Below are 26378 nucleotides of genomic sequence, written 5' to 3'. Positions count from 1 at the left end.
CCTGGCCGTTGGCAAGCGGGAGGCTCTGTTGGCCTCACGCTGCCCAGGACCGTAAAAAAGAGGGCCACGCCGTACCGGCATGGCCCCCTGTCATCGCCTTTGTCTGCCGACGGAACCTTTGGCTATTGCGCCTGCATATGCAGGTCCGCCATCGCCTGCCGGAGGTCGTCGATCGGCGTCTGGTTGGCCATCTTCTTGCCTTCCAGTTCCGGCGGCATCTTCCAGCCGGGGTCGATGCCTTCCATGTTGGGCAGCTCGTGCGCGATGCCCTTGTGGCAGTCGATGCAGGTCGCCTTGCCCGACAGCAGATAGCGGGTGTGGATTTCGGCGGCGCGCTGCGTCTGCTTCTGCAGGTCCATGGCGACGGAGGAGTGGCAGTTGCGGCATTCCAGGCTGTCATTGGCCTTCATGCGTGCCCATTCGTGCTGCGCCAGTTCCAGCCGCTTTTCGAGGAATTTCGACCTGGTGTTGATGGTGCCGAAGATCTTGCCCCAGACCTCCTTCGAGGCCTGCATCTTGCGGGCGATCTTGTCGGTCCATTCGTGCGGCACGTGGCAGTCCGGGCAGCTGGCGCGCACGCCCGAGCGGTTGGAGAAGTGGATGGTGCGCGTCAACTCCTGGTAGACGTTGTCGTGCATCTCGTGACAGGAGGTGCAGAACTTCTCGGTGTTGGTGATCTCCAGCGCCGTGTTGAACGCGCCCCAGAACATGACGCCGCCGATGAAGCCGCCGAGCGTGAGGAAGCCGAGACCCAGTGTGCCCGCCGGCGTCTTCATGATGCCCCAGGCCCAGAGGATGATTTTCCTGATCCATGCGATCATGTCGTCACTCGCTTCCGGCCGGCTTGAAGCCCAACTCGCTCATGTCCTTGAAATTGCTCGGCACCAGCGGGCTGGTATCGGCCTGCGGCACGTGGCACGCGGTGCAGAAATAGCGCCTGGGCGAAACGTCGGCGATCATCTGCCCGTCGCGCGTCATGTAGTGGGTGACGCTGATCATCGGCGCGCCGGAATCCTGCGTGAACTCGCGCTTGTGGCAGGAGAGGCACCGGTTGGCGTTGACCGAGAGCTCGTAGCCCTCGATCGAATGCGGGATCACCGGCGGCTGGTCGGGATAGGCGCGCATCTTGCGCTTGTCGTCGACCACCCATTTCGGCAGCGGCGCTGCCGCCTCCGTCGCCATCTGCGGCGTTGGTCCTTCAAGCTGGGGCACCAGCCTTTCGGCCACTTGCGCGACAGCCGCCGTGGTGACGAAGACCATCAGAGCAGCCGCAAGGGCTATCCAGAAAGGCCGTTTCGAACCGGCCTCGGTTAGCCGTGACCACCCTAGAGGGTGACGGGAACGATCTTGACCGCGCATTTTTTGAAATCCGTCTGTTTGGAGATGGGATCGGTGGCGTCGAGGGTAACCTTGTTGATCAGCTGGCTGGCGTCGAACCAGGGAACGAAGATGACACCGGGCGGCATGCGGTTGCGGCCGCGGATGTCGACGCGCGAGCGGATTTCGCCGCGCCGCGAGACGATGCGCACTTCCATGCCCTGGTTGATGCCGCGCTTGCGGGCATCCTCGGCATTCATGAACACGCGCGCCCCCGGGAAGGCCTTGTAGAGTTCCGGCACCCGCATGGTCATCGAGCCCGAGTGCCAGTGTTCGAGCACGCGGCCGGTCACCAGCCAGGTATCGTATTCCTCGTCCGGGGATTCGGCCGGCGGCTCGTAGGGCACGGCAAGGATGATCGCCTTGCCGTCCTTGTTGCCGTAGAACTTCACGCCCTCGCCTGCCTTCACGTAAGGATCGAAGCCCTCGCGATAGCGCCAGCGCGTTTCCTGCCCGTTGACGACAGGCCAGCGCAGGCCGCGCACCTCATGATAGGTGTCATAGGGCGCGAGGTCGTGGCCGTGGCCGCGGCCGAATTCCGCATATTCCTCGAACAGGCCCTTCTGGATGTAGAAGCCGAAGTCCTTGGCCTCGTTGTTGTCATACTCGGCGCTGACGTCGGTGATCGGAAAGCGGTCGACCTCGCCGTTCTTGAACAGGACATCGAACAGCGTCTTGCCGCGATATTCGGGGCTGGCGTCGAGGATCTCCTTCGACCACACCTCGTCGGTTATGAAGCGCTTGGAGAACTCCACCATCTGCCAGAGATCCGAGCGCGCCTCGCCCGGGGCCTGGACGAGCTGGTGCCAGACATGGGTGCGCCGCTCGGCATTGCCGTAAGCCCCCTCCTTCTCCACCCACATGGCGGCGGGCAGGATGAGATCGGCGCTCATCGCGGTAATCGTCGGATAGGCGTCCGACACGACGATGAAATTGTCCGGGTTTCGATAGCCCTGCCAGGTCTCGTTGGCGGTGTTTGGCCCCGCCTGGACGTTGTTGTTGACCTGCACCCAGTAGAAATTGAGCTTCCCGTCCTTCAGCATCCGGTCCTGCTGCACGGCGTGGTAGCCGGGCTTTTCCGGGATGATGCCGTGCGGGATGCGCCAGATCTCCTCGGCATGCTTGCGATGCTCGGGATTGGTCACCACCATATCGGCCGGCAGGCGATGGGCAAAGGTGCCGACTTCGCGCGCGGTGCCGCAGGCCGACGGTTGGCCGGTCAGCGAGAACGGGCTGTTGCCCGGTTCGGAGATCTTGCCGGTCAGGAGATGCAGGTTATAGACCATCTGGTTGGCCCACACACCGCGCACATGCTGGTTGAAGCCCATGGTCCAGAGCGACATGACCTTGCGGCTCGGATCCGCATAGAGCTCGGCAAGCTGCTTCAGGAACTCCGGCTCGACGCCGGTCATCTCGACGGTCTTTTCCAGCGTGTATTCGGAAACGAACTCCTTGAACGCCGCAAAATCCATGGGCTCGGTCTTGCCCGGGTCCTTGGAATTGGCGGCATTGACCTCGACCGGATTGTCGGGCCTGAGCCCGTAGCCGATATCGGTGACCCCGCGGGCAAACTTCGTGTGCTTGTTGACGAAGTCCTCGTTGACGCGGCCAGTCTGGATGATGTGGTTGGCGATGTAGTTGAGGATGACGAGGTCGGTGCCCGGCTTGAAGACGATCGGAATGTCGGCCAGGTCCATGCTGCGATGGGTGAAGGTCGAAAGCACCGCGACGCGCACATGCGGCTGGCCGAGACGCCGGTCGGCGACGCGGGTCCAGAGGATCGGGTGCATCTCCGCCATGTTCGAACCCCAGAGCACGAAGGCGTCGGCGTTCTCGAAATCGTCGTAGCAGCCCATCGGCTCGTCCATGCCGAAGGTTCGCATGAAGGCGACGGCCGCCGACGCCATGCAGTGGCGGGCATTGGGGTCGAGGTTGTTGGAGCGGAAGCCCGCCCGCATCAGCTTCGTCGCCGCATAGCCCTCGAAGATCGTCCATTGGCCGGAGCCGAACATACCGACCGCCGTCGGCCCCTTCTCCTTCAGGACCTTCTTGGCCTGCTCGGCCATCACGTTGAAGGCCTCGTCCCAGCTGACGGGTTCGAACTCGCCGTCCTTGGCATAAGTGCCGCCGCGCTTCCTTAAGAGCGGCGTCGTCAGCCGGTCGTTGCCGTACATGATCTTGGAGAGGAAATAGCCCTTGATGCAGTTGAGGCCGCGATTGACCTCCGCCTGCATGTCGCCATGGGTGGCGACCACCTGGCCCTCCTTCACGCCGACCATCACGCCGCAGCCCGTGCCGCAGAAGCGGCAGGGGGCCTTGGACCATTTAATCTCCAGCGCGTTGACGCCGCCCGGCACCGGCTGTGCGGCGGCAGGCAGCGCAATGCCAGCCGTGGCGGCGGCGATGCCGGCCGCATGGGCCTTCAGAATGTCACGCCGCGTCAGTTCTCCGCTCATGGCTCCTGCCTTTCTTCTTCCATTTCCACATGCTCGAAAACCATGTTGGCCGAGATCACGCCGTCGAGCAGCGAGATCTGCGTCAGGCGTTCGCCGAGCGCGCCCGTGCTTTTGCCTTCGATGACGATGACGATCTTGCCGCCGCCATGGCCGTGGATTTCGACGTTTTCCATGTCCGCGAGCGTCGCCAGCACGGCCTCGGTGGCCTGCGGCATCGTGGCGACCACGGCGCTCGATATGTGATAGGGCGTGCCCGCCCTCGTCGCTGCGGCCTCAGACATGCGCCACCTCCGCTTCCAATGCCTTCACCGCAATCGCGCTCACCGGGCAGCCACTGAGGCAGGCGCCGCAGCCGGTGCATCTGGCTTCGTTGATCTCAGGCAGGAACGGACCGCCGATGCGGGGGCGAAAGCGGATCGCCTGCTCGGGACAGCTTTCGCCGCAGGACTGGCAGGCGACGTAGCGGCGCGCCAGGCAGGTATCGGCGATGGCGGCGACATGCGGAAAACGCCGCACGTCCTTCGCCTCGAACACGGGCTCGGGACAGGCTTCCTCGCAGGCACCACAGAAGGTGCATTCGCCGCCCGAAAAGTCGACGAAGGGATGGCCGCCCTCAAGACGGATTATGCCGGTGGGACATCGCTCGGCGCAGGCGCCGCAACCGGTGCAGGCGGCAAGGCTCAATTCCAAAACACCCGGCGGGCGGATGCGGACGGGCTTTGCAGCAGCGCGGCCGGTAAAGAGTTCACGGCGTGAGAGAGGTTCCACCTTCATGGCTCGACCTCAATGCCCGGGCGGGCCCGGCGGGCCGAAGATGATCTGCAGCATCCACACGAGGAAGCCATAGCCGCCGACCACGCCGACGGCGACGATCGGCCAGATGCCGAAGGCGAGCACGAAGAAGGTAATAAGCTCCGCGCGCCGCGAGCGCGGCGGCTTTTCGATCGGCTGTGCCTGAACGACTTCCGACATTCCTGCGTCCCCCAACACAATCCAAGGTAAGATGCGCCACCGGAAATAAAAATCAATCCCATGACCGGCCGATGACAGATCTTCACCGTGCCCCAGAGTAGATGCCGAACCGATGGGGTCATTGATCTGTGTCAAATTGACAGGAAACCGGCACCCGAATTCCGAGAAATTCTCAAGCTTCGTTGCGGCGTAACTTGCGGACGCCAATCAGCTTTTGCGAGTGTCGATATATTTCTTAAAATACATCGCCTGACGCCCGGTCGGCCGATCCAGGCAGATCACGCGAATACAGGAACGAACGTGCCGGTATTGAACGTAACCTGCCCCGACGGCAGAACCCGAGGTGACCGCTCTTGCAACCCTGGGCTTTGCAGCCTACTTGTTGGCGCATGACACAGCTGATCGAAATCGGAACCGCGCGCGTGCTGCAATGCGCTGATAATGGCCCTCTCCTCGCGAGGCCGGGCGACGCCAATGATTTTCTCGGCGACGCCTGGGGGCATGAGGCGACGGTCGTGGCGATCCCGGTGGAACGGCTCGGTCCCGATTTTCTCGATCTTTCGACCCGCGTCGCCGGCGAAGTGTTCCAGAAATTCGTCAACTACCACATGCGGCTCGCCATCGTCGGCGATATCGGTGCCAGGCTCGAAGCCAGCAAGGCGCTGACCGATTTCGTGCGCGAGACCAACAAGGGCACATCCATCTGGTTCGTGCCGGATTTCGAATCGCTTCGCGCCAGGCTGGAAGGCATACAGGCCGCCTAAGCGCCGCTTGCATCCAAGGTTCGAAACACCGGCACTTGTCTGCTGTTGTCGGCGGCCGCCGCCACGCTAAGCTCGCCGCCAGTGTTTTCGGCTACGCACGGTCAAAGGCCTATGACCACCAAATCGACGAGCAAATCGCCAGCGATGAAATCCGGCCTCTCCCGATCCGTGCGCCTCCGCACGGATCGCCTCGTGCTGCGCCCGACAACGCCCGCGGATGCGAGCCGCGCCTTCGAGATCCAGTCCGATTGGGATGTGACGCGCATGCTGCGCATGGCGCAGTTCCCGCCCGATCTCGACGACATGACCGGCTGGTTCAGCGAGCATCCGCGCGAGTGGCTGGCGGGCACGGCCTTCCGATTTGCCGTCGAGCGCGCCGGCCGCATGATCGGTCTGGTCGATCTCGACGAGATCGACGGCGACGAAGGCGAGCTCGGCTACTGGCTGGAAAAGCCGAGCTGGGGACAGGGCTATGCCTTCGAGGCAGCCGAGGCCGTTGTCGACTTCGCATTCTGTCAGGTCCGGCTCTCGACGCTTCGAACAGGCCACGCGGCCGACAATCTCGCATCCGGCAAGGTGCTGCTCAAGCTCGACTTTCGCCCGCAGCTTTCGATGCGAAAGGACTCCCGTTCAAGGGGCGAAGAGATCCTGCACCAGAGCTACAGCCTCACCTCCGAGGCTTGGTGCAGCCGGCCGGATGCCGACCGCTGAAAGCCGGCCGGTCGTCTCGCTCGGGTCGCCCGATCACCATCGCCCCAAGACGGCCCCCTCCGCTACGCCGATGCCTCTTCGCTCCGGATGATCCGCTTGCCGAGCGCCCTGCTCCCAATCGCGATCGCAAGCGCCATCACCGTCAAAAGTCCGGCCACCGTGAAGGTCACCTGCATGCCCCAGGCCACCGCCTCAGGCGCCGCCCCGGCGATATCGCCTGCCGCCACGGCCGAGGCGAAGACCGCGCCCATGACAGACGCGCCGGTCACGAGGCCGAGGTTGCGCGAGAGGTTGAGCAGGCCGGAGACGACGCCGCGCCGGTCGGCACCCACATCCGCCATGACGGCGGTATTGTTGGCCGCCTGGAAGAGCTGGTAGCCGGGCGTCAGCAGCGCGATCGCCGCGACATAGCCGGCGACGCCGAGGGGCCCTGGCAGCAGCACGAGCGCCGCTGAGCCCGCGACCATTGCCGCAAGACCGACCACCACGACGGACGCCGCCCCCAGGCGATCGACGATGCGGCCGGCAACCACGCCACCGAAGGCGGAGATGACGGGACCGACCGACAGGACGAGCCCCACCCGTGCAGCATCGAGCCCGAGCCCGCGCGACAGGTAAAACGGCCCGACCACCAGCGTCGCCATCATCACCGTCGAGACCAGCGCATTGGTCGAAATCCCGAGGCTTAAGCCCGGATCGCGAAACATCGCCGGCCGGATCAGCGGCGAGGCTACCTTTGCCTCGACCAGCAGGAACAGTCCCAAGCCTAAGGCGGCAGCCAGGAGCAGCCCGCCATTGAGCAAGCCGAAACTGCCGCGCCCTGATGTCATCGCCAGCGCATAGGCGCCGAGCGAAAGCGCGAGCAGCAGCGTTCCGGGAACGTCGAAGCGCGGGCGCGCCCTGCCCTCGAGGTCCCGGTCTCTCGGCAGATGCCGGCGGGCGAGAAGAAACGCCGCAAGCCCGAGCGGCACGTTGACGAGAAAGATCGCCCGCCAGCCGGGGCCGGCGACCAGCGCGCCGCCGAGCGACGGCCCGAGCGCGGTGCCGATGGCCGACATCGTGCCGATGAGCCCCATGGCGCTGCCGGTCCGCTCCTTGGCCACCGCCTCACCGACAAAGGCCATGGTCAGCGCCATCATGATCGCAGCACCGATGCCCTGCATCGCCCGCGCCGCAATCAGCAGCGCAAAGTCCGGCGTCAGGCCGCAAACAACCGAGGCAGCGGTAAAAAGCGCAATGCCGGCCAGAAGCAGCCGCCGCCGGCCGACGATATCGCCGAGCCGCCCGACGCTGACGATCAGCGTGGTGATCGACAGCAGATAGGCAAGCACCACCCATTGCACCGCCTGGAACGAGACGCCGAAGGCGCCAGTGAGCGCCGGCAGCGCGACATTGGCGCTGCTGGTGCCGAGCGAGGAGAGCAGCATGGAAAGCGACAGGCTTGCCAGCACCCAGCCGGTGGAGACGGCGGACTTGGCCGGCGAACTGCCGGGATCGCAGCTTGTCTCAGTCATCGGCCGTCCTCCTTGCCCACGGTTCCGCGGGACGCGGTTTCAATTCGCCATGCCGTCGAGACCGTACCTGCCGTAAAAGCGGGCCGCCGCATCTCGGGCTCTTTCCGGCCGGGCAGCCCAAAGACCAGGCGGTGTCGGAGCGTCAGCGATAAGGGAAGCGCGCCAGCGGCGACGGGCGCGAAAGATATTGGGATCACAGGAAAATCCTCCAATTCAGTTTCCCGAAAAGCTAGCCCGGCGCCTGATATGGCGGAAGACGCAGCATTTGCACTTCATTCGTGCGTTTGACGCCACATTACCGGCGAGCCGTGTTATGAAGGGACATGACCAGACCGGACCTCAACCTGCTCGTGACCCTCGATGTGCTGCTTTTTGAAGGAAGCGTCGCCCGCGCCGCCCGGCGCCTGCGGCTCAGCCCCTCGGCCATGAGCCGGGCGCTCGCAAGGCTGCGTGAGGCGACCGGCGATCCGCTGCTGGTGCGCGCCGGCCGCGGGCTTGTACCTACCCCCAGGGCACTGGAACTGCGCAGCCGCATCGGCCCGCTCGTCGAGGCGGCCGAGGCCTGCCTCCGCCCGGCCGAAAACCTCGACCTGAAGACGCTCGCCCGCACCTTCACGCTCAGGAACCGCGAGGGGTTTGTCGAAAATTTCGGCGCCGCCCTGATTGCCCGCGTCGGAAGCGAAGCGCCCGGCGTGCGCCTGCGCTTCGTGCAGAAGCTCGACCGGGAAAGCAGCCCCTTGCGGGAAGGAACGGTCGACCTCGAAACCGGCGTGATCAGCGAGACGACCGGCCCGGAGCTTCGCGCCCAGGCGCTTTTCCGCGACCGTTTCGTCGGCGTCATCCGCCCCGGCCACCCGCTGACATCAGGCGAGATCACGCCCACCCGCTACGCCAGCGCCCGCCACATCCACGTCTCGCGACGCGGCAACGACACCGGCCCGATCGATGCCGCCCTTTCCGCCCTTACCCTCAGCCGCGAGATCGCCGCTGCCGTCGGCAGCTTCTCTGAGGCCCTTGCGCTTGCTCGCGCCACGGACCTCATCGCCAGCGTCCCCGAGCGCTATACCGGAAGCCTGCGCGAAAACCTCGTCACCTTCCCCCTGCCCGTCGCTTTGCCCGAAATCACCATCTCGCTGCTCTGGCACCCCCGCCTCGACGCCGATCCGGCGCATCGCTGGCTAAGGGCCTGCGTGCGCGAGGTCTGCACCGCTTAAGCTCAAGGCCGCGAGCGGCGCGAGGCGCCTGCCCCTTGGACGGCTCCCGATGACATGGCGGCGCACCCTGCCGGAGACTTGCGGGGCGCCGCCGCCGTTGTTGCCTATGACGGACCATCAGGGTATTTGCCGGAAGGGGCCGCGATGCGGCCATGGGACGGCTGCTTCCTCAGGAACGCATAGGAGAGTTCATGTTCGACCACGTCAAATTCGGTGTCCGCGATTATGCGGCAAGCCTCGACTTCTACCTGAAGGCGCTCGAACCGCTCGGCGTCTCCGTGGTCGATCATGGTGCGCACGGCGTCGAGATGAGCACGGACGACAAGTCGTCGCTGTGCCTCTACCAGACGGATGAGAAGCCGGCGCATCTTCACCTGGCCTTCATGGCCAAAACGCGCGAGCAGGTCGACGCCTTCTACCACGCAGCACTTGCGGCAGGCGGCAAGGACAACGGCGCCCCCGGCCTGCGCCCGCGCTACCACGCCAACTACTACGCCGCCTTCGTTTTCGATCCGGACGGCCACAACATCGAGGCGGTCTGCCACGAGGCCTGAGGCCTGGAACTTCCTGCCTTCAAGGCGAATGACTTGAAGGCAGGAAGATGCCACAGAATCAAATAGTTAGGTTCCTGCAGACGATTGTCGAAGCGCGGGATTCAGGTCTCCCAAAAGGCAGACCTTCCCGAACTGACGAAGTTGCTAGCCAAGGAGCTAAAGCTTGTTCCGGAAGGCATTTCGGATGAAGAAAAGGGCGCAGAAACGGTCCGACTTATCCTGAGAAACCTTGGATCTCTAACTCAATACCTGGCACAACTCCTCGGACTTTACGGTTCAGGTCACGGACCAGGCTACTTCCGGACCTCGATCACGAGCGGATAGCCCTCGTCGTCCCAGTCCTGAAATCCGCCGGCAAAATAGTAGACGCGCATGTAGCCCCAGGCGACCGCCTTGGCCGACGCATAGGCGGCATAGGTGCAGTTCCTGCCGTGACAATAAAAGGCGACCTCGTCCTCCTTTCCCGCCACTTTGGCGAGGCTTTCCCTCGACAGGCCGGTGACGAGCGACAGGTTGGCGGCCTTCGGGATATGGCCGTTGTCATAGTTGGGCGGCGCCCGCACATCGATGAAGGTGACGCCGCGCGCAAGCAGCGCCCTTGCCTCCGCCACATCGACTTTTATCGTTCGGTCGACGCTCAGTTCGCCCTTCGTCAGCGTCATGAGTTTCGCATAGTCGGCAATCGCCAGGTCCGTGCCGGCCCCCTCGGGCAATCCGGCCTTGCGCAACCCTTCCTGCAGGCGCGCAATATAGGGCCTGTGGTAGCTGAAGGCGCTGCCATACCATTCATAGGCGCTTTCCTGGACGGTGAGCGGATCGCCCAGGAACGACAGGGACAACCTGTTGTACCGGTCGACCAGCGCCGCAATACTGCCCGTGCGCCCGAGATGTCCGTAGCTTGCGATCAGAGTGGCGTAGTCCGCCAGAAGTGCGGCCTTCCCTTCGATCACGCGTTCATAGGTGTCGGCGGCTTCCTCGTACTTTCCCTGGGAAAAGAGCGACACGGCCAGCATGCGCAGCGTTGCCCGCGAAGGATGGGGATCGAACCGCATCGCCTGGCGCACCTCCTGTTCGGCCTCGGCCGCGCGTCCCTTCGCGTTGAGAATGCGCGCCATGCCGACATGGTTGTCGGGATCGTTCGGCGCCAGCTTTACCGCCCGGCCGATGGCAGCAAACGCTTCGTCATAGCGCCCCTGCTGCGCAAGCACCTGCGCCGAGACGGCATAGGCAAGCGGTGCCGGCCTCTCCATCGCTTTTGCCAGGTTTCTGGCGAGGTTCCTGGACGCGGCTTCCCTGCGGGAATAGTCGAAGGAGAGCACGCTCGCCCGCCAGTTTGCCGCCGCCAGCGACGCGTAGGCACGGCTATAGTCGGGATCGAGCACGATCGCCTTCTGGAAGAAGGTGGAAGCCGCAACCGTTTCGGCCTCGGTGTCCCGGCGCAGATGCTCCCAGCCGCGCAGCAAGGTGTCGTAGGCCTGCGGGTTCGTCGTTTCCGGCACCGCCGCTACGCTCTTCTCGGCACTCGTCAGTTTTACGGAAAGCGTCGAGACGATCTGTCCGATCACCCTGTCCTGCAGCCCGAACACGCCGCTCATTTCGCCGTCGTAGCGCTCAGCCCAGAGATGGTGCCCGTCGATCGCGTCGATCAGCTGCGCATTGACCCGCACCTGATTTCCCTCGCGGCGCACGCTGCCCTCGAGGATGTAGTGGACGCCCAGTTCCTCGGCCACCTGCTGCGCCTTGGTGGGCTTGCCCTTGTAGGCAAAGGTTGAGTTGCGCGCGATCACGAAGATGCCCGAGAGCTGCGAGAGTTCGGTGATCAGGTCGTCGGTCATTCCGTCGGCGAAGTAGGTCTGCGCCGCATCGGAGCTGAGATTTTCGAAGGGCAGGACCGCGATCGACGGTGTCTGGGGCAGCGGCAACGCCATCCGCGCAACGGACGCCGCGTCGGCGCTCTCGCGCCTCTGCACCAGCCATGTTGCGGCAAAGACCGCCAGGACGAGGGAGGCAAAGCCAGCGGCAATTCCCCAGCCGCGAAGATGCTTGAGGTACAGGCGCCGAGGCCCGGCGTGTCCCTTGAACGGTACCCGGTAGACGCGCACCGGCCGCTGGATATTCTTCAGATGGTGTTCGCCGATGAATTCCAGCGGCAATTCGAACTTGCCCTGCAAATGATCGAAAGCGGTGCCGGACAGGAACAGCCCTCCCGGCTCGCACATCTGCTCGAGGCGGGCCGCGACATTGACGCCATCGCCGAGCAGGTCGTCGCCATCGACGACGACATCGCCGAGATTGATGCCCATGCGCAGTTGCAACCGGTGTTCGGGCGGTACATCCGCCTGGCGCGCGGCAACCACTTTTTGCGCCGCGACGGCACAGGCGACGGCATCGACGACGGAGCCAAACTCCACGATCGCACCGTCGCCCATGAGTTTGACGATGCGCCCGTGATAGTCTTCCCGAAGGGGATCGAAGATGTCTGCGCGCCACGCCTTGATGGCGGCGAGTGTCCGCGCCTCGTCGGCTTCCATCAGTCGCGAGTAACCGACGATGTCGAGGGCGAGAATTGCCACCAGCCGCCGCTCTGCGCGAACTGCTTCCATAGCCACCTCTCCCGAAGGCGTAGAAGGCCCCGCAATTGCGTTGTCAGGGGCAGAAACACAATCCTCCTGGCCTCTGATTCTATTCTTGCATCAACGTGCCGACCCGAAGGATGCGGGCCGGTCCTTATCCGGCCCCCGCCTTCGCCAGCCCGTCGCGCAGGTGCTGCGTGTCGCTCTCCTGCGCATAGTGCAGCGTCGACAGAAACGTCTCGATCTCGAATGCCGGGTTGAGCGCCCGCACCTTGTCCATGTGCGCGCCCGCCGCGACCCCGTCGCCAAGCCAGCCGTGGCAGGCGGCGACGAAGGCGTGCTGGGTCTCGTCCATGGCCGAGAGATGCATGAAGGCCTCGATCGCTTCGCCATATCGGCGGGCAGCGAAATGCGCCTTGCCGAGATGGCTCCAGAAGCGCTCCGGGTGGTGCGGGTTCAGCCGCATCGCCTTCAGGATCCACTCCGCCCCCTCCTCCGGCCGGCCGAGCCAGGTCAGAAGCTCGCCCTGCTGCACCACCACCAGGTCGTAGTTGGGGTTGAGGAACAGCGCCCGCTCCTGGTGATAGCGCGCCGTCGTCAGTTCGTTGGTGTTGACGTTGACGGCGGCCAGGATCCGGTGAACGTCGGCGTCGTTGTCGTCGAGCGAAAGCGCCCGTTCGAGCTCGGCATTGACCTCCGCCCAGGTCGCCTCCTTGTCGGCGCACCAGCCATAGACCCAGGATTGCCCGAGAATGCAGGCGCGCCAGGCATGGGCGTGGGCATAGCCGGGGTCGAGCGAAACGGCCCGGTCGATCAGCGCCTGTGCCTCGGCGTTATCGGCTGGGCTGCTGCGGTGATGCAGCACCTTGGCCGCCAGCGCACATTCATAGGCCGCCATGTTGGCGGGCTTGGTGCGCGAGAGCTGGTCGCGCTGCGCCGCCTCCAGCCGCCCCGGCACGGTCGCCGCGATCGCCGCCGTCACCTCGTCCTGGATGGCGAAGATGTCGTCGAGCTGCCGGTCGTATTTGTCGGCCCAGATATGGGCGTCGTTGGCGGCATCGATGAGCTGGACCGTGACGCGCACCCGCTCGCCGATCTTGCGCACGCTGCCTTCCACCAGATATTGCGCCCCGAGGCTGGCGGCCACCTCGCGCACGTTCACCGAATGGTTCTTGTAGACGAAGCTCGAATTGCGCGAGATGACGAAGAGCTCGTGCCGCCGCGAAAGCTCGGTGATGATGTCCTCCGTCAGCCCGTCGGCGAAAAACTCCTGGTCCGGATCGCCGCTCATATTGTCGAAGGGCAAAACGACGATCGTCGGCTTGCAGACGCCCGTCGCCGCCTCGGCCTTGGCCGACGAGGCCGGCAGCTCGACGCTTTCGAGCCCGATGCGGTAGAGGCGCACCGGGCGGCTGATGTTCTTCAGTGTCTTCTCGCCGAGATCGTCGATCGGCAGTTCCAGCCGGTCGGCCACCTGCGTCGCTACCGCCGCGGTCACGCAGATGCCGCCGACCTCGGCCAGTTGCTCGGCGCGCGCGGCGATGTTGACGCCATCGCCGAAGATGTCGTCGTCCTCGAAGATGATGTCGCCGAGATTGATGCCGATGCGGAATTCGATCCGCCGGTCCTCCGGCACATCGGAATTGCGCCTTCTCATGCGTTGCTGGATCTCGACGGCGCATTTGACCGCATCGGTCACGCTCTGGAATTCCACCAGCATGCCGTCGCCGGTGGTCTTGATCAGCCGGCCCTTGTTCTTGGCGATCGCCGGGTCGATGAGCTCGATGCGGTGGGTTCGAAGCCGCGCAAGCGTTCCCGCTTCGTCGGCCTCCATCAGCCTGGAGTAACCGGCCATATCGGCCGCCAGCACTGCGGCTAATCTCTGCTCCATGGGTCTGCCTACTCTTGGGAAAGGCGGCCTCAACGGAGGTCCGGACCAAGGAGGTTACCGGACAAATACTATCGCACGCAGGCGCGATCGGCCATCTAAATTAGAGATGCCTTCAAAAACGATGCCCGTGCCCGGCCGTCGACCGTGACTAAGGCGCCGCGCGTCTTATCAATCGCGCAAAGGTCGCTGTAACACTTGATCTGGTTGCAGGTCTTTTTCTTTCAATCGAGGACGATTTAAGGAGACATGCAGTAGGCGCGAACGCCCGCCGCAGCACCCTCTACGAGATGGAATTCGCCTTCGAGGAGGCGGTAGAAGCCGTCTTGCAGAACCGGCAGCTCCAGCATTTCCCGCTGCGAGAGACCGGCATAAACGCCGCGCAGCAACCGGCCGAACAGCCCGTGGGAAATCGCGACGGTCGGCCGCCGGATATCGGCGATAAAGCTTTGTGCCCGGGCGCAGGCGGCATCGAAACTCTCTCCATCCGGCGAGCGGAAATACCAGTCGAAAGCGTCAGAACCGTCGAGCCTGCCCGGAAACTCGTTGTCGATCTCGAACATCGTCATCCCGTCCCAGGAGCCGACCGAAACCTCCATCAGGCGCGCGTCCTCGCGACGCGCAAGCGGCAGGACCCGCTGTACGCGATTGGCCGTTTCGCAGGTTCGGCCAAGCGGGCTGACATGCATTTCGAAGGCTGGCGCCTCGGCGGCGATTTCCGCCGAGAGGAGAGCGGCAACGAGATCCGCCTGCTCGATGCCGCGCTGGGTCAGCGGTGAGTCCTTCTGTCCCTGGAAGCGGCCGAGCGTGTTCCACACGGTCTCGCCGTGGCGAAGAAGATAGATCAAGGCACGCCTTCATAGAGCTTTTGGCACTGCCGGCAGCGGGCGGTCGGAGCCGCCCTCGCCTTGCAGCGCTTCACGCAACGTTAGCTCAACGTATCGAACCGCCCGGCGGCGTCAACGTGCAACGTCACGCTGCGTCAGTGAGGTGAAAAATGCGTGCCTGAGCCCTTCTGGAACAACTTGACATTATTTGCCTTAGGCAACTAATTACGTGACTAAGGCAATTTTATAAGGGCATCACCCATGTCTCCGCAGCAAATCGAAGACCGCGCCTTGACGGTGCGGCGCTTCAACCGCTTTTACACCCGCCTGATCGGCCTGCTTCACGAGCACCTGCTTGCCAGCGCGTTTTCGCTGACGGAGGTGCGCATTCTCTATGAACTGGCGCACCGGCCGGCGCTGACGGCAACCGATCTCTGCCGCGAACTCGGCCTCGACGCCGGTTACCTGAGCCGGGTCATCACCGGCTTCGAGAAGAAGGGGCTGGTCGAAAAGACCCGCTCGCCCGCCGACGGTCGGGTCGCGCAGCTCGAACTGACGAATGCCGGTCGCACGACCGTCCAGCCGCTCGAGGACGCGTCGCAAGGCGAAGTCGTCGCCATGCTCGAAAAGCTCACCGTGCCGGAACAGCGGCAACTGGTGGCCGCGATGGGCGAGATCGAGAGCCTGCTTCAGGAAGAGCGGGTGCCGGGCTTTATCCTGCGCGATCCGCAGCCGGGCGACATGGGCTGGGTCATCCACCGCCAGGGCGCGCTCTATGCGCAGGAATATGGCTGGAGCACCGAGTTCGAGGCGCTGGTCGCCGAGATCGTCGTCAAGTACATGCGCGACTACGACCCGAAATCCGACCGCTGCTGGATCGCCGAAAAGGACGGCAAGGTCGTCGGCTCGGTGTTCCTCGTCCGCCATGACGAGACGACGGCAAAACTGCGCCTGCTCTATGTCGAGCCCAGCGCCCGCGGCCTCGGCATCGGCCGTCGGCTGGTGGAGGAATGCATGCGCCACGCCCGCCTTCAGGGCTATACGCGCATGATCCTCTGGACCAATGCCGGCCTCGACGCCGCCCGTCACATCTACGAAAAGGCCGGCTTCGCGCTGATCGAGGAAGAGCAACACCACAGCTTCGGCAAGGACCTCACCGGCCAGATCTTCGCGCGGGATCTGTAACGGCGGCCGGACGCCGCAGCACCGCCCCGGGGTGCGCCGCCGAAGTAGACCGTTGGGCGCGCTCGCCATGCTCGCTTACCCCGGATCGGGCATCGCCGAACTCCAACGCTGCACCCACAGCGACGCTGCAGTCCGCCTTTCTCCCCGGGGAACAAGGTCATTCGTCCCGGCGTTTATTTGTGACACTATCGCTTGGCGGATTCAGCGCGTGGGGCATGGTGATGAATCTGGAAGACCTTTACCGCTTGCGGCGGAACGGATACATCGAGGCGCAGGGCATCGTCGATACGGTTCCCTATCCCCTGCTGTTGCTGGATCAGAACCTGCGCGTCCGGACGGCCAGCCGCGCCTTCTTTTCGACCTTCAAGGTCGAGCGCGACGAGACGATCGGCCAACACATCTACGACCTCGGCAACGGGCAATGGGACATTCCCGAACTGCGCCGCCTGCTCGAGGAAGTGATCCCGAAGAGCACGGCGGTGGTCGACTATGAGGTCGAGCACGCGTTCCCGAGCATCGGGGTGAGAACCATGCTGCTCAGCGCGCATCGGCTGTTTCACCCTGAAAACAACAGCCGATCCTTGCTTCTCTCGATCGTCGACGCCACCGACCGGCGCAGGCTGGAGGTCGAAAAGGACCTGCTTCTCGGCGAGATGCGGCACCGCATGAAGAACCTGTTCGCCCTCGTCCAGGCGCTTGCGCGCCAGACCTCGGTCGACGGACGCTCCGGCGAAGAGTACCGCGACGCATTCCTCGGCCGGTTTGGTGCGCTGGTGCGCGCCCACGACGTGGCCTACACGCAAGATCAAAAGGCTGACCTCAAGGAATTGCTCGAACAGACGCTGAAACCCTACTCGGAAGGCGCGACCATCGTGATTGAACCGAGCAAGCCGGTATCGCTGACGCCGAGCCGGGCCTTGTCGCTGAGCCTGATCCTGCACGAACTCGCGACCAATGCGGTGAAGTACGGCGCACTGTCGACCTCTACCGGAAAAATCACCATCCGGTGGACGATCGAGAGGGCAAGCAAAAAGCATCTGCGGCTGATCTGGCAGGAAAGCGGCGGCCCGCCGGTCACACCGCCGACGACGACGGGCTTCGGCACCAGGCTTATCGAATTCTCCGTAAAAGGCGAAATGGGCGGGCGCGTGGAACTGAACTACGCACCAAAGGGTTTGGCAATTGAGATCGTCACACCTTTGTGACCGGTCTCTGAAAGCCGAGACTGGTTTCATGCCCAAGACCGTGCTTCTCGTCGAGGACGAGTTCCTGATCGCCATGGACCTCGAGCTGCTGCTCCAAAGGCACGGCTGGCTTGTCTTAGGCCCCGCAGCGACCGTGAGCCAGGCCCTGCTGCTGTTGCGCAACTCCGTGCCGGCCGTGGCCATTCTGGACGTTACCCTGAAGGATGGCGCCGTGACGCCTGTGGCCGAGGCACTGCGGGACAAGAACGTGCCCTTCGTGCTTTCCAGCGCCTATGAAAAGCCGGAGCGCATAGGCGGAGAGGTTCTGGCGGGGGCGGTCAATGTCGGCAAGCCAGTGGACGCTCAAACATTGCTCGGAGCGCTGGAGCAGGCGATGCGATCGTGATGCTTCTGAAACCGCTGCCGTGACGTCCCTCCACTTGCCGCCCATCGACGCGATGCAGCCGGGGACGCGCAGACTTTCGTCGCGATCCTGTCGGCGGCAGAGCCCGCCCTCAAGCCCCCTCAGTTGAAAAGACTTGAAACGCTCTCATCTCTCGCCGTGCGGGCAAGCGCTTCGCCGAGCAATGGCGCGATGGTGATGCGCCGGATATTCGCGGCCTGCCGTTGCGCCTGTGTCTCGCAAATGGAATCGGTCACGACCAATTCCTTGAACTTGCTGGCGCCGATGCGTTCGCAGGCACCTTCGGAGAGAACCCCATGGGTGATATAGGCCGAGACCTCCCTGGCACCCGCCTTCAACAGCGCGTCCGCCGCATTGATCAGCGTCCCGCCGCTATCGACGATGTCGTCGATCAGCAGACAGCTTTTCCCGGATACATCGCCAATGACGTTCATCACTTCCGACACGCCTGGGCGGGGACGCCGCTTGTCGACGATCGCAAGATCGGTACCGATGCGCTTGGCAATGGCGCGCGCCCGCGCGACACCGCCCACATCGGGTGAAACGACCATGAGATTGCCGATGTCGTAGCGCTCCTTGATGTCGCGGGCCATCACCGGCGCCGAATAGAGATTATCGGTCGGGATATCGAAAAAACCCTGGATTTGATCCGTGTGCAGATCGAGCGTCATGACGCGATGCACACCCGCACCGGCGATCATGTTGGCGACCAGTTTGGCCGAGATCGGCGTGCGGCCGGTGGCGCGCCGGTCCTGACGGGCATAGCCGAAATAGGGAATGACGGCGGTGATCCGGCGCGCGGACGAACGGCGCAGCGTATCGGTCAGGATCAGGAGCTCCATCAGGTTGCCGTCGGCCGGCGTGCTCGTCGACTGAAGAATATAGACGTCCTCGCCGCGGACATTCTCATGAAGTTGAACGTTGATTTCCTGGTCGGCGAAGCGCTTGACCGTGCAGTCCGCCAGCGGAAGTTTCAGGTAGTCGGCAATGGCTTCGGCAAGGGCGCGGTTTGAGTTACCGGTCACCAGCTTCATCAGCGCAATCCTGTCTCAAGGAGCCTTCGGGGGCAGACGTTGTATGCGGCAGCTTTAGCGAGTTGCGCGCGCAAGCACAACCGAGCGCATCGCAGCCGGTAAACCGGCCGGATCAGCCTCGGAACAATGCGATCGAGAAGACGGCCAGCAAGCAGGCGTAGAGGAGTATCCAGTAGGGATATCCACTCACTAATTTTTCCCTGGGCGACATCTCAAACTCAGGAGAAGCCCAGTCACCTTTATACATCTTAGGCCCGAAATCGACGGTGAGGTCCCACCCATTGCCTTTGTAGAAAAGCAATGCCCTGATGAACCAATAAATTTCCCAGATCAACAACACGGCGAGGCCGGCCACGATAAGATGCGGCATACAACCCGGGCCTTCGTTTTGCAGCAAGACGCTCTCCCCTCACTCCACCGGATCGAGACGATCAGGACAGTCATTCTTCGGCGAGCCAGCCTTGCTGCCGGTCTTCCACACGGTCGTAAACTCAGGCGGAAACGGTTTCGTCAGAGCAGCGACTTCAGGCTCTCGCGATAGCACCTCATCACTGGATGATGCAGGTTCCCGGCCAATCCCGGCAGGAGTTCCGCGCGCAGCTTGCCAGAGACAGGCCGGCAATCAGAACGCAGGCGATGACGGCAATCTTTCGTAACGTTATGCTTCTCAAGCTTTGGTCCCTCGTTTCTCACCCGTTCCCATCATGGCGTTGACGCGACGGCGATCAGCCAGGCTGCAACGGCGATAAAAAGCCAGAGCCGCGCGTGCCTGTACCGTTGACGACGGGCGCCTTCCCAATCGTAAGACATGAGCTTCCTCCACTCGACCCAGGACAATGCTCGATTGTGGTCTTAAGGAAAAGACACTCCCTGATGGGCATGCCGGTGTCAATGCCTGGTCCCAAGCCCGCCGACATCAACGAACCGTCCGATCGACCAGAGATAGGCGACGATCTGCAGCCTCAGAGCGTCGCGGTTGCCGTACTTCTCTCCTATCCGGTCGAGTTTCTTCTTCGCGTGAGCCTGTTCCTCGACCTCGCCAATCACATAGCTGTCGTGGCCGACAGCGCAGATCTCGCATCCTGTTTCGATGACATCGGCGACGAAGGCCGGGATTTCGCTGGCGTGCATCTGGCGTTGCGTACCTTCAGTCATGCCTGGCCCTCCGCTGAGGCCATGACGCTGGGAGCGCGCGCCTGGGATCACCGGCGGGCAAACTCTGCCTGTCTCGGAATCCGCTGGACACGATTAATCTGGTCAATCGCCTGCGGGACCGGAGCCGTCGCCACTGCTGTGGCCCGGATCACCGCTGCCAGTGCCGGGGTCGCCGCCACCGCCGTTGCCCGGATCACCACCGCCCGTGCCGGGATCGCCGCCACCGCCGGGACCGGGATCACCACCGCCAGTCCCCGGATCGCCGCCACCGCCGTGACCGGGATCACCACCGCCAGTGCCGGGGTCGCCGCCACTGCCGGGACCGGGATCACCACCGCCCGTGCCGGGATCGCCGCCACTGCCGGGACCGGGGTCACCACCGCCCGTGCCGGGATCGCCGCCACTGCCGGGACCGGGATCACCACCGCCCGTGCCGGGATCGCCGCCACCGGTGCTGAAAGGAACACCAGGGTTGCTGTTACCGCCCGTATCCGTGCCGGTTTGCCCCGTATTGCCGTTCGACATTGTCGGGACGATTACGCTAGTCACCGCGGCCGACAACGGCTCACACTGTTCTTCTGCGGCTTCCTGCATCCTGTTTGCCACTCCACGGGGACTGCACTCACCCGGGAAAGCGGAGCGCTCGATGATCTGTCCCTGTGCCGGGACGGTTATTGATAAAAAGCCTGCCGCCACCACGGCCAGACTGGTGCTTGTCAGAAGTTCACGTATCGCGTTCATGTTGACCTCGCTAAATTAGCTTCATGCAAACCAAGCGTGAGTGACAAGATTGGTTCCGGTCGGACGCCAGGCGTGGGACCTTTACCGTCGCCTGTGGGACCAAAGTCCTAGGTCGAGCATCCTGGGTCGCTTATGAGGCCTGAAGAACGCTCGTTTTCGGACGGGTTCCTTGGGCTCATGTCGCGTGGTTTTTCAGGAGATTTCTGCGTGGCGGCCAATGGGATCTGCTTGAACGTCGAGCGGTCACGGAAACAGTCGCTCATCCGTCAGCGTGAGCAGGACGACGACCTCTGCCTGCAGGTCGGCGCAGACCTGTCTATATTCGGTAACAAGCTCGATGCGGGCCGGATATTCTTGGAGAAGTTCGTCGAGCGTTGACGCGGCGAGCGCGTAAGCCTCGAAAAGATCGAGCAGAGACGGGTCTCTGGCCTGGCGCAACTGAGGGCGATAGCGGGGTAAAGCCATCCCCAGACGGGCTCGACCCAGGTGCATTAATCTCATGGCTGCTCCCCCTCGCTTCAGGCCCAAGCCTATTTCGACGGTGCGACCGGTGTCGGAAGGACAATGGCGACGGATTGTTGAGGGGCGCTCGAGAGCGCGCTGCCCACGAAGAGATAGGCGCCGATGGCAACCATCGCCAACAGCATCACACCGATGGGAAGTCCGGTAGAGAACTTTCGCTCTGGCTGGCTGTAGCGGTCGTGTTCGTACATTCTGCATTCCTCCGGCAGGCAACGACACCAGGGCGAACCGAAGGGACGGACAGGCTGCCCCGGTGTCGCTGTCAGTCCATGGCGCGAAAGAGAGTTGGCCACAGGCTGAGATGGAATCTAGCGTCGCCAGATCTCCGAGCCACGGGCTTAGGACCTTTGCGCGGGGGGTGTAGGACTGAAGTCCCATCGCGGAACATTTTCCGGCGCTGTAGGTTTTGACCCTCCGGCCAGCGATGCAAAAAGAAAGACGGGGCCATGAAGGTGCGCGCAAAAATATCCTGGTGAAAGGGAACGAGAACGATCTGCGAACCTGCCAAGACGGAGTGGTTCCGACTTCTCCCGCCGCTTAAGATCCTCTGCGCGATGTCGTGTCGCCGTCAGTCGACCGGATCGAGAATATCCGGCGTATCGTTCTTCGGCGAGCCGACCTTGCTGCCGATCTTCCACATGGTCATCAGTTCAGGCGGAAACGGCTGCATCAGATCAGCGGCCTCGGGCTCCGGCGAAAGCCAGCGCTCGTAGTCCTCGGGGTGGAGGATGACGGGCATGCGGTCGTGGATATCGGCCATCATGGCGTTGGCGTCGGTGGTGACGATCGCAAAGGTGCGGATGTCCTCGTCGGTGTCCGGGTTGCGCCAGCTCTCCCAGATGCCGGCAAGGCAGAAGGGCTCGCCCGTCTTCATCGCGATTGCATAGGGCTGCTTGTCTTTGCCGGTGCCGTGAATGTCCTTCCATTCGAAGAAGCCGTCGATCGGCACCAGGCAGCGCCGCCGCTGGTAGGACGAGCGGAACTTGCTAGCGATCGTGTCGGAGCGCACGTTGACGAGCGGCCTGCCCGCCTTCGGGTCTTTCGTCCAGCTCGGGATCAGCCCCCAGCGCGCCGAGACGAACACCGGGCCGAAGAGATCGGGATCGCGGATCACGTCGCGGATGATGATCGGATAGATCAGCGTCGGCGCGCCGTTATAGCGCGGAAACTGGTTGGCGATCGTCTCGACGCCGCCACGCTCCGCAAAGCCGAAGGCCCGCAGCAGGCCCTCCAGATTGGTCTTCAGATAGACGCGCCCGCACATGATGCCGCTCCCCGCTGCATGCAACTCCGTGCATATACTATCCGATTTGCGGAAAAACAGACGGCAACAATCGCATGCGCTGCCGAGGGCGAGGCCTACGGCTGAGCCTCCTCGTCCTCCGGCCCCTTGGCGTAGTCGCAGATCGACGTCATGTAGAACGTCTTCCCGTCGACTTCACTCCTGATCAGCCCAAGCTCGAACTCACCGAATTTTTCGTGGTTGTAATAGACCGCTTGCCCGATGAACTCGGGCAACCGGCCGCAATCACCATTGCCCGCTCCGGTATAGACCTCAATGGTCTTTCCTTCGAACGTGCCTTTCAGAACCGCCTTGATATCGATGTCGCCGCGCGTCATGCGAAACGGCTGATCGGGCTCGTCGGGATTTGCGAATTCGACGCCATAGGTCACCGTCTTCATTCGCCCTTTCACGACGAGATCTGCCTCGGAGAATTTCTCGGCAGAGGTCTTTTCCGGCTTTCCAAGTACTCTGCCCTCACATGTGCAGGCGGACGCTTCCGGCGCCATCAGCATCAAGAAAACCGGAGCGACGATGAGACCCGCGGCACGAACTGAAATCATTGAATGCTCCCCCTGAGTGGCCCTTTGAGTCGCGAGACAGGGATATTCATGATTGCGGATCGTGGAAAAAATGTGGGCGGAAGTTGCAAGCGAAACGGCTCATGACAAACCGCGACTGGGCAGCACGGCTATGGCCAGAAAGACGATCCGGGCCGCCCCCCGCGTTGGGGTCAAAGGCGGCCAGCCCCGCCGCCCCTCGGATTGTCACGGCATCTTCTCGACATCGGGCAGTTTCCATGCCTTGTCGAAGAGCGGCTTTTCCGGCCCATAGAGCCGGAAAAGCAGCTCGAACTTGCGCGCGGGATCGACGGGCACCCAATTTGCCGCCTTGCCCTCAGGCGCCTTGGCGCCGAAATAGACGTCCACCGACCCGTCGGCATTCTTCTTCACCCCCTCGCCGATCGAGGCGACGCTGGCTTTCTCCATGTTGCGGACCAGCGCATGGGTCTCGCGGTCGTAGACGGTCACCGACCAGTATTGCTCGACAGGCGCATCCTTCGGCACGACGAGGCGATAATTGGCGCTGCCATCGAAGGCGTTGCCGTCCTTGTCCTTGTTGGCCATCAGGTAATATTGCGCCGTGCCCAGCCGCTTGATGCCGGTGAATCCGAGCGTATAGGTGACGCCTCGGGCATCGACCGGATAGAGACCCGGATCGGAATAGGCTTCCGAGGCAACCTTCACCATCTCGGCCACAGCCGCCGGGAACCAGCGAATGCCCTCGTTGATGACAGGGAAGCCGGCGTCATAGCGCGCCGAAAGCTCCGCCTTGGCTTCGGCCGCCGCCTTGTCGAGCAGCGCCTTGGTTTCGGCACTTGGCTGGTAGGGCTTGCCCTTCTCGATGCCGAGCGTCTTCAACTGGTCGATCATCACCCGATCGCGCTCGAGCCACGGCTCGGTCTGGACGACCCGGTTGAGATTGTCGAAGAAGCTGGCATCGAAGCGGATGGTGCTGTCGAACAGCACGTCATAGGCGTCGGTGAAGACCGTCGCCGGCGTATTCTCGGTCACGGGCATCGGGTAGATCTTGATCCGCTTGCCGTAGGCGACCGACTTTTCGACCTCGGCGTCGGCATGGCTCTTCAAATTCGAGCGCAGCAGCGCGAAGCCGGTAAACGTATCGGAGCGCAGCGGAATGAAGCCCTCAGGCACTTCGCCCATGTAGTCCGGCGGCAGGATCAGATACTTGCCGCCCTTGCCCTCGTCGGCGCCATGCGGGCCGGCGTCTTCGAGCGGCATCTGCCAGGCGTTGACGATGTTACCGGCGATCGATCCGCCTTCGGCCGGCGGGATCTCGATGACGATGGGCCCGTCCTTCACGTTCCAGAACGACATGAAGTAGATCGAATCCGGGTTCGGCGTCAGCGTCTGGTTCTTCCAGTTGACCGGGCGAGACCAGTAGACGACTTCGTTGACCTTGGCCTTGGTCGTCGAAAGCATCGTCTGCAGCATCAGGTCGGCATTGACCGCCGGCATGCCCCAGATGACCGCCTCCGTCGCCCGGCGCCCGATCGCGCGGTCCCGGAGGTCTGTCGGCAACGTATCCTGCGCCGGGACGTTGCTCGCGCCGGCCAGAAGCACCAGACCTGTGAGTACAAATCGCAGCATGCCGAATCTCCCTCATACGCCGCGGCCGGCGGCCTTGAAATCTCTCGATCGCCGCTGCCCTCGCACACTCCAGTGCGGGCCGCCCATGCGAAACTTTAGTGCGAATGCATGCCGAGCAGTAGACCCGTTGCATGTGACGCGCGGAAGTACGTTACCGTTACAGCCGAAAACAGCGACCACGGCGATCCGCCGGCGCGTCAGCGCGCGCTCATCCCTCCTCCAGAAAGCGACGCCTCCCTTGACATCACATCAAAATAGGTAGATCGGTCTACCTAGTAGTTTGGAGAAAGCGATGGGCGAGAAAGCACCGGCGCGCGAGCGCCTGCTGAAGGCGGCAGCCGAACTGTTCTATCGGGACGGGGTCGGCGCGACGGGCATCGATGCGATCACCGCGCATGCGGGTGTCGCCAAGATGAGCCTCTACAACAACTTCTCGTCCAAGACCGATCTGGTGAACGCCTATATCGAGGCCCGCCACCGGGAATGGCAGGAGCTTTACCGCGAGCGGCTGGCCCATGCGGCAACGCCGCGAGACCGTGTACTGGCGATCTTCGACAGCTATGTCGACCACGCCGAAATGGCTTATTCCTGGGGTTTTCGCGGCTGCGGTCTTTTGAATGCCGCCGCCGAGCTTTCCGTTGGCGATCCCGCCCGCGACATCGTTGCCTCGCAGAAGGACGAGGTCGAAACGCTGTTCAAGCAATATCTCGCCGAGATGAAGCCCGACGCGGGTGCCGCCATCGACGAGACCGCCGAACACCTCTCCTTCCTGCTCGAGGGCGCGATGTCGCGCGCCGGCCTCGACGGACACGATGCCCGGCTGAAGACCGCGCGCAGGATCGCCATCTCGATCATGGACCAGCTATGACCTCCCGCAATTCCGCCTCTCTCGTCGGCTTTGCCTGCGTGCTTACCGCCTCGGCCCTCTGGGGCACCACCGGCACCACCGCCACCTTTGCTTCAGGGGTCAGCCCGCTCGGCATCGGCGCCGTCGCCATGGGCTTCGGCGGCCTGCTCTTGGCGCTGACGGCGCTGCACTCGATCGCCAGGAATCGGGCAAGGATCGCCGCGCAATGGCCGATGCTGATCCTCGGCTCGCTGTCGGTCGCGATCTATCCGCTCGCCTTCTACTCGTCCATGCATCTCGCCGGCGTCGCCATCGGCACCGTCATCTCCATCGGCTCGGCGCCGCTCGCCGCCTCGCTGATCGAGCGTTTCTTCGACGGTCAGAAGCTCACGACACGCTGGCTGCTCGGTGCTGCCGCGGGCCTCGCCGGCGCCGTGCTTCTGGTCCTCTCCGAAAGCCACGGCAGCGCCGGTCCAGCCGACGCGACGGCCGTCCTCTACGGCATCCTGCTCGGCCTCGTCTCCGGCCTGCTCTATGCGCTCTATTCCTGGGTGGCGCGCCGGCTGATGCAGGCGGACATTCCGCCGCGTGCCGCCATGGGCTCGATCTTCGGTGTCGGCGGCACTCTGCTGTTGCCGGTGCTCGCCTTCACCGGCGCGCCGCTTTTAGCGTCGTGGACCAATGTCGCCGTCGGTATCTACATGGCGCTGGTGCCGGTGCTGGTCGCTTACGTGCTCTTCGCCTATGGCCTCGCGCGCGTGTCGGCCACCATGGCGACCACGCTGTCGCTGCTCGAACCGGTGATTGCCGCCGTGCTTGCCGTCGTCATCGTCGGCGAGCGCCTGCCGGCCGAGGGCTGGGCGGGCATCGGGCTGATCGTCGGCTCGCTGTTCATCCTCACCATGCCGATGCCGGGCCGGCGCCGCCGCGCCGAACGCCCGCGATCCGCCGCCGCCATCGACGCGGCCCTCCCCAGCCGCTAG

The 26378-nt window shown here is 63.6% G+C and carries 28 protein-coding genes and 1 pseudogene; 10 read left to right on the top strand and 19 right to left on the bottom strand.

The annotated features are described in order from the left end of the window. Window positions 1–122: 122 nt before the first annotated feature. The 6 genes and pseudogenes from XB14_RS05720 to napE form a co-directional block, all read right to left on the bottom strand. Window positions 123–821 carry a NapC/NirT family cytochrome c gene (locus XB14_RS05720; protein ID WP_077960693.1) on the bottom strand — a complete coding sequence of 233 codons (699 nt, stop codon included), beginning with the start codon at window positions 819–821 and terminating at the stop codon, window positions 123–125. 4 nt (window positions 822–825) lie between these two features. Further along, entirely contained in the window at window positions 826–1359 is a 534-nt protein-coding gene (locus XB14_RS05715; RefSeq protein WP_077960692.1) for a nitrate reductase cytochrome c-type subunit, read from the bottom strand. Further along, window positions 1326–3833: a periplasmic nitrate reductase subunit alpha gene (gene napA, locus XB14_RS05710; protein ID WP_077960691.1), complete on the bottom strand. Its 2508-nt coding sequence runs from the start codon at window positions 3831–3833 to the stop codon at window positions 1326–1328. Before napA ends, XB14_RS05715 begins: the two co-directional genes overlap by 34 nt. Then, a pseudogene (locus tag XB14_RS05705) lies at window positions 3808–4114 on the bottom strand (chaperone NapD). The gene napA and the pseudogene XB14_RS05705 overlap by 26 nt, the downstream one beginning before the upstream one ends. After that, the gene (gene napF, locus XB14_RS05700; RefSeq protein ID WP_077960689.1) at window positions 4107–4607 is read right to left on the bottom strand and encodes a ferredoxin-type protein NapF; all 501 of its coding nucleotides are present in this window, start codon (window positions 4605–4607) and stop codon (window positions 4107–4109) included. Before napF ends, XB14_RS05705 begins: the two are co-directional and overlap by 8 nt. A 9-nt stretch (window positions 4608–4616) precedes the next feature. Next, complete coding sequence (gene napE / locus XB14_RS05695) at window positions 4617–4805, bottom strand: periplasmic nitrate reductase, NapE protein (RefSeq protein ID WP_077960688.1); 189 nt, start codon at window positions 4803–4805, stop codon at window positions 4617–4619. Window positions 4806–5194: 389 nt separating this feature from the next. On the opposite strand from napE, the gene XB14_RS05690 reads away from it, so the two are divergent. Together XB14_RS05690 and XB14_RS05685 are read left to right on the top strand one after the other, a co-directional pair. Continuing rightward, window positions 5195–5569 (top strand): DUF4180 domain-containing protein, encoded by a 375-nt coding sequence (locus tag XB14_RS05690; protein ID WP_077960687.1) that lies wholly within the window; start codon window positions 5195–5197, stop codon window positions 5567–5569. Window positions 5570–5680: 111 nt separating this feature from the next. After that, window positions 5681–6280: a GNAT family N-acetyltransferase gene (locus tag XB14_RS05685; protein WP_234803974.1), complete on the top strand. Its 600-nt coding sequence runs from the start codon at window positions 5681–5683 to the stop codon at window positions 6278–6280. A 62-nt stretch (window positions 6281–6342) separates the two neighbouring features. Here XB14_RS05685 and XB14_RS05680 read toward each other — a convergent pair whose 3' ends face one another. Next, the gene (locus XB14_RS05680) at window positions 6343–7794 is read right to left on the bottom strand and encodes an MFS transporter (protein WP_077960686.1); all 1452 of its coding nucleotides are present in this window, start codon (window positions 7792–7794) and stop codon (window positions 6343–6345) included. Window positions 7795–8117: 323 nt separating this feature from the next. Between XB14_RS05680 and XB14_RS05675 the strand changes: the two genes are divergently transcribed. The 3 genes from XB14_RS05675 (at window position 8118) to XB14_RS33905 (ending at window position 9886) form a co-directional block, all read left to right on the top strand. Further along, window positions 8118–9008, top strand: coding sequence for a LysR family transcriptional regulator (locus tag XB14_RS05675; protein WP_077960685.1), 891 nt, complete (start codon window positions 8118–8120; stop codon window positions 9006–9008). Between the two features lie 191 nt (window positions 9009–9199). Next, entirely contained in the window at window positions 9200–9562 is a 363-nt protein-coding gene (locus XB14_RS05670) for a VOC family protein (protein ID WP_077960684.1), read from the top strand. An 84-nt stretch (window positions 9563–9646) separates the two neighbouring features. Next, on the top strand, window positions 9647–9886 hold the full coding sequence (locus XB14_RS33905) for an abortive infection family protein (protein WP_077960683.1): 240 nt from the start codon (window positions 9647–9649) through the stop codon (window positions 9884–9886). Here XB14_RS33905 and XB14_RS05660 read toward each other — a convergent pair. The 3 genes from XB14_RS05660 to XB14_RS05650 all read right to left on the bottom strand — a co-directional run bounded on the left by XB14_RS05660 (window position 9856) and on the right by XB14_RS05650 (window position 14871). Continuing rightward, window positions 9856–12165, bottom strand: coding sequence for a rhodanese-like domain-containing protein (locus tag XB14_RS05660; protein WP_077960682.1), 2310 nt, complete (start codon window positions 12163–12165; stop codon window positions 9856–9858). The genes XB14_RS33905 and XB14_RS05660 overlap by 31 nt on opposite strands. A 124-nt stretch (window positions 12166–12289) precedes the next feature. After that, entirely contained in the window at window positions 12290–14026 is a 1737-nt protein-coding gene (locus XB14_RS05655) for an adenylate/guanylate cyclase domain-containing protein (protein ID WP_077960681.1), read from the bottom strand. A 236-nt stretch (window positions 14027–14262) separates the two neighbouring features. Further along, entirely contained in the window at window positions 14263–14871 is a 609-nt protein-coding gene (locus XB14_RS05650; RefSeq protein WP_077960680.1) for a histidine phosphatase family protein, read from the bottom strand. Between the two features lie 240 nt (window positions 14872–15111). Between XB14_RS05650 and XB14_RS05645 the strand changes: the two genes are divergently transcribed. From XB14_RS05645 to XB14_RS05635, 3 genes are all read left to right on the top strand, one after another. After that, entirely contained in the window at window positions 15112–16035 is a 924-nt protein-coding gene (locus XB14_RS05645; RefSeq protein ID WP_077960679.1) for a bifunctional helix-turn-helix transcriptional regulator/GNAT family N-acetyltransferase, read from the top strand. 221 nt (window positions 16036–16256) lie between these two features. Beyond that, window positions 16257–17240: a PAS domain-containing sensor histidine kinase gene (locus XB14_RS05640; RefSeq protein WP_077961893.1), complete on the top strand. Its 984-nt coding sequence runs from the start codon at window positions 16257–16259 to the stop codon at window positions 17238–17240. A 28-nt stretch (window positions 17241–17268) separates the two neighbouring features. Continuing rightward, complete coding sequence (locus XB14_RS05635) at window positions 17269–17625, top strand: response regulator (RefSeq protein ID WP_077960678.1); 357 nt, start codon at window positions 17269–17271, stop codon at window positions 17623–17625. A 119-nt stretch (window positions 17626–17744) separates the two neighbouring features. Here XB14_RS05635 and XB14_RS05630 read toward each other — a convergent pair whose 3' ends face one another. The 9 genes from XB14_RS05630 to XB14_RS05590 form a co-directional block, all read right to left on the bottom strand. After that, window positions 17745–18677: a ribose-phosphate pyrophosphokinase gene (locus tag XB14_RS05630; protein WP_077960677.1), complete on the bottom strand. Its 933-nt coding sequence runs from the start codon at window positions 18675–18677 to the stop codon at window positions 17745–17747. Window positions 18678–18789: 112 nt separating this feature from the next. Next, the gene (locus XB14_RS05625; RefSeq protein WP_143348242.1) at window positions 18790–19074 is read right to left on the bottom strand and encodes a hypothetical protein; all 285 of its coding nucleotides are present in this window, start codon (window positions 19072–19074) and stop codon (window positions 18790–18792) included. Between the two features lie 491 nt (window positions 19075–19565). Continuing rightward, window positions 19566–19832, bottom strand: coding sequence for a hypothetical protein (locus tag XB14_RS05620; protein WP_077960675.1), 267 nt, complete (start codon window positions 19830–19832; stop codon window positions 19566–19568). Window positions 19833–19934: 102 nt separating this feature from the next. Then, window positions 19935–20381: a hypothetical protein gene (locus tag XB14_RS32500; protein ID WP_143348241.1), complete on the bottom strand. Its 447-nt coding sequence runs from the start codon at window positions 20379–20381 to the stop codon at window positions 19935–19937. Between the two features lie 435 nt (window positions 20382–20816). Next, window positions 20817–21038 carry a hypothetical protein gene (locus tag XB14_RS05610; protein WP_234803973.1) on the bottom strand — a complete coding sequence of 74 codons (222 nt, stop codon included), beginning with the start codon at window positions 21036–21038 and terminating at the stop codon, window positions 20817–20819. A gap of 65 nt (window positions 21039–21103) precedes the next feature. Beyond that, window positions 21104–21286 (bottom strand): hypothetical protein, encoded by a 183-nt coding sequence (locus XB14_RS05605; RefSeq protein ID WP_077960673.1) that lies wholly within the window; start codon window positions 21284–21286, stop codon window positions 21104–21106. 377 nt (window positions 21287–21663) lie between these two features. Next, window positions 21664–22359, bottom strand: coding sequence for an SOS response-associated peptidase (locus XB14_RS05600; RefSeq protein ID WP_077960672.1), 696 nt, complete (start codon window positions 22357–22359; stop codon window positions 21664–21666). A 95-nt stretch (window positions 22360–22454) separates the two neighbouring features. Further along, window positions 22455–22940, bottom strand: a complete 486-nt coding sequence (locus XB14_RS05595; protein ID WP_077960671.1) for a hypothetical protein — start codon at window positions 22938–22940, stop codon at window positions 22455–22457. Window positions 22941–23144: 204 nt separating this feature from the next. After that, window positions 23145–24548, bottom strand: a complete 1404-nt coding sequence (locus XB14_RS05590) for a DUF1254 domain-containing protein (protein WP_077960670.1) — start codon at window positions 24546–24548, stop codon at window positions 23145–23147. A gap of 292 nt (window positions 24549–24840) precedes the next feature. Between XB14_RS05590 and XB14_RS05585 the strand changes: the two genes are divergently transcribed. After that, the gene (locus XB14_RS05585) at window positions 24841–25416 is read left to right on the top strand and encodes a TetR/AcrR family transcriptional regulator (RefSeq protein WP_077960669.1); all 576 of its coding nucleotides are present in this window, start codon (window positions 24841–24843) and stop codon (window positions 25414–25416) included. Then, window positions 25413–26378: a DMT family transporter gene (locus XB14_RS05580; protein ID WP_077960668.1), complete on the top strand. Its 966-nt coding sequence runs from the start codon at window positions 25413–25415 to the stop codon at window positions 26376–26378. Before XB14_RS05585 ends, XB14_RS05580 begins: the two co-directional genes overlap by 4 nt.

Source organism: Ensifer adhaerens (assembly GCF_002007205.1).
Classification (GTDB): Bacteria; Pseudomonadota; Alphaproteobacteria; order Rhizobiales; family Rhizobiaceae; genus Ensifer; species Ensifer adhaerens_D.
This window is presented reverse-complemented; position numbering and strand designations above follow the sequence as displayed.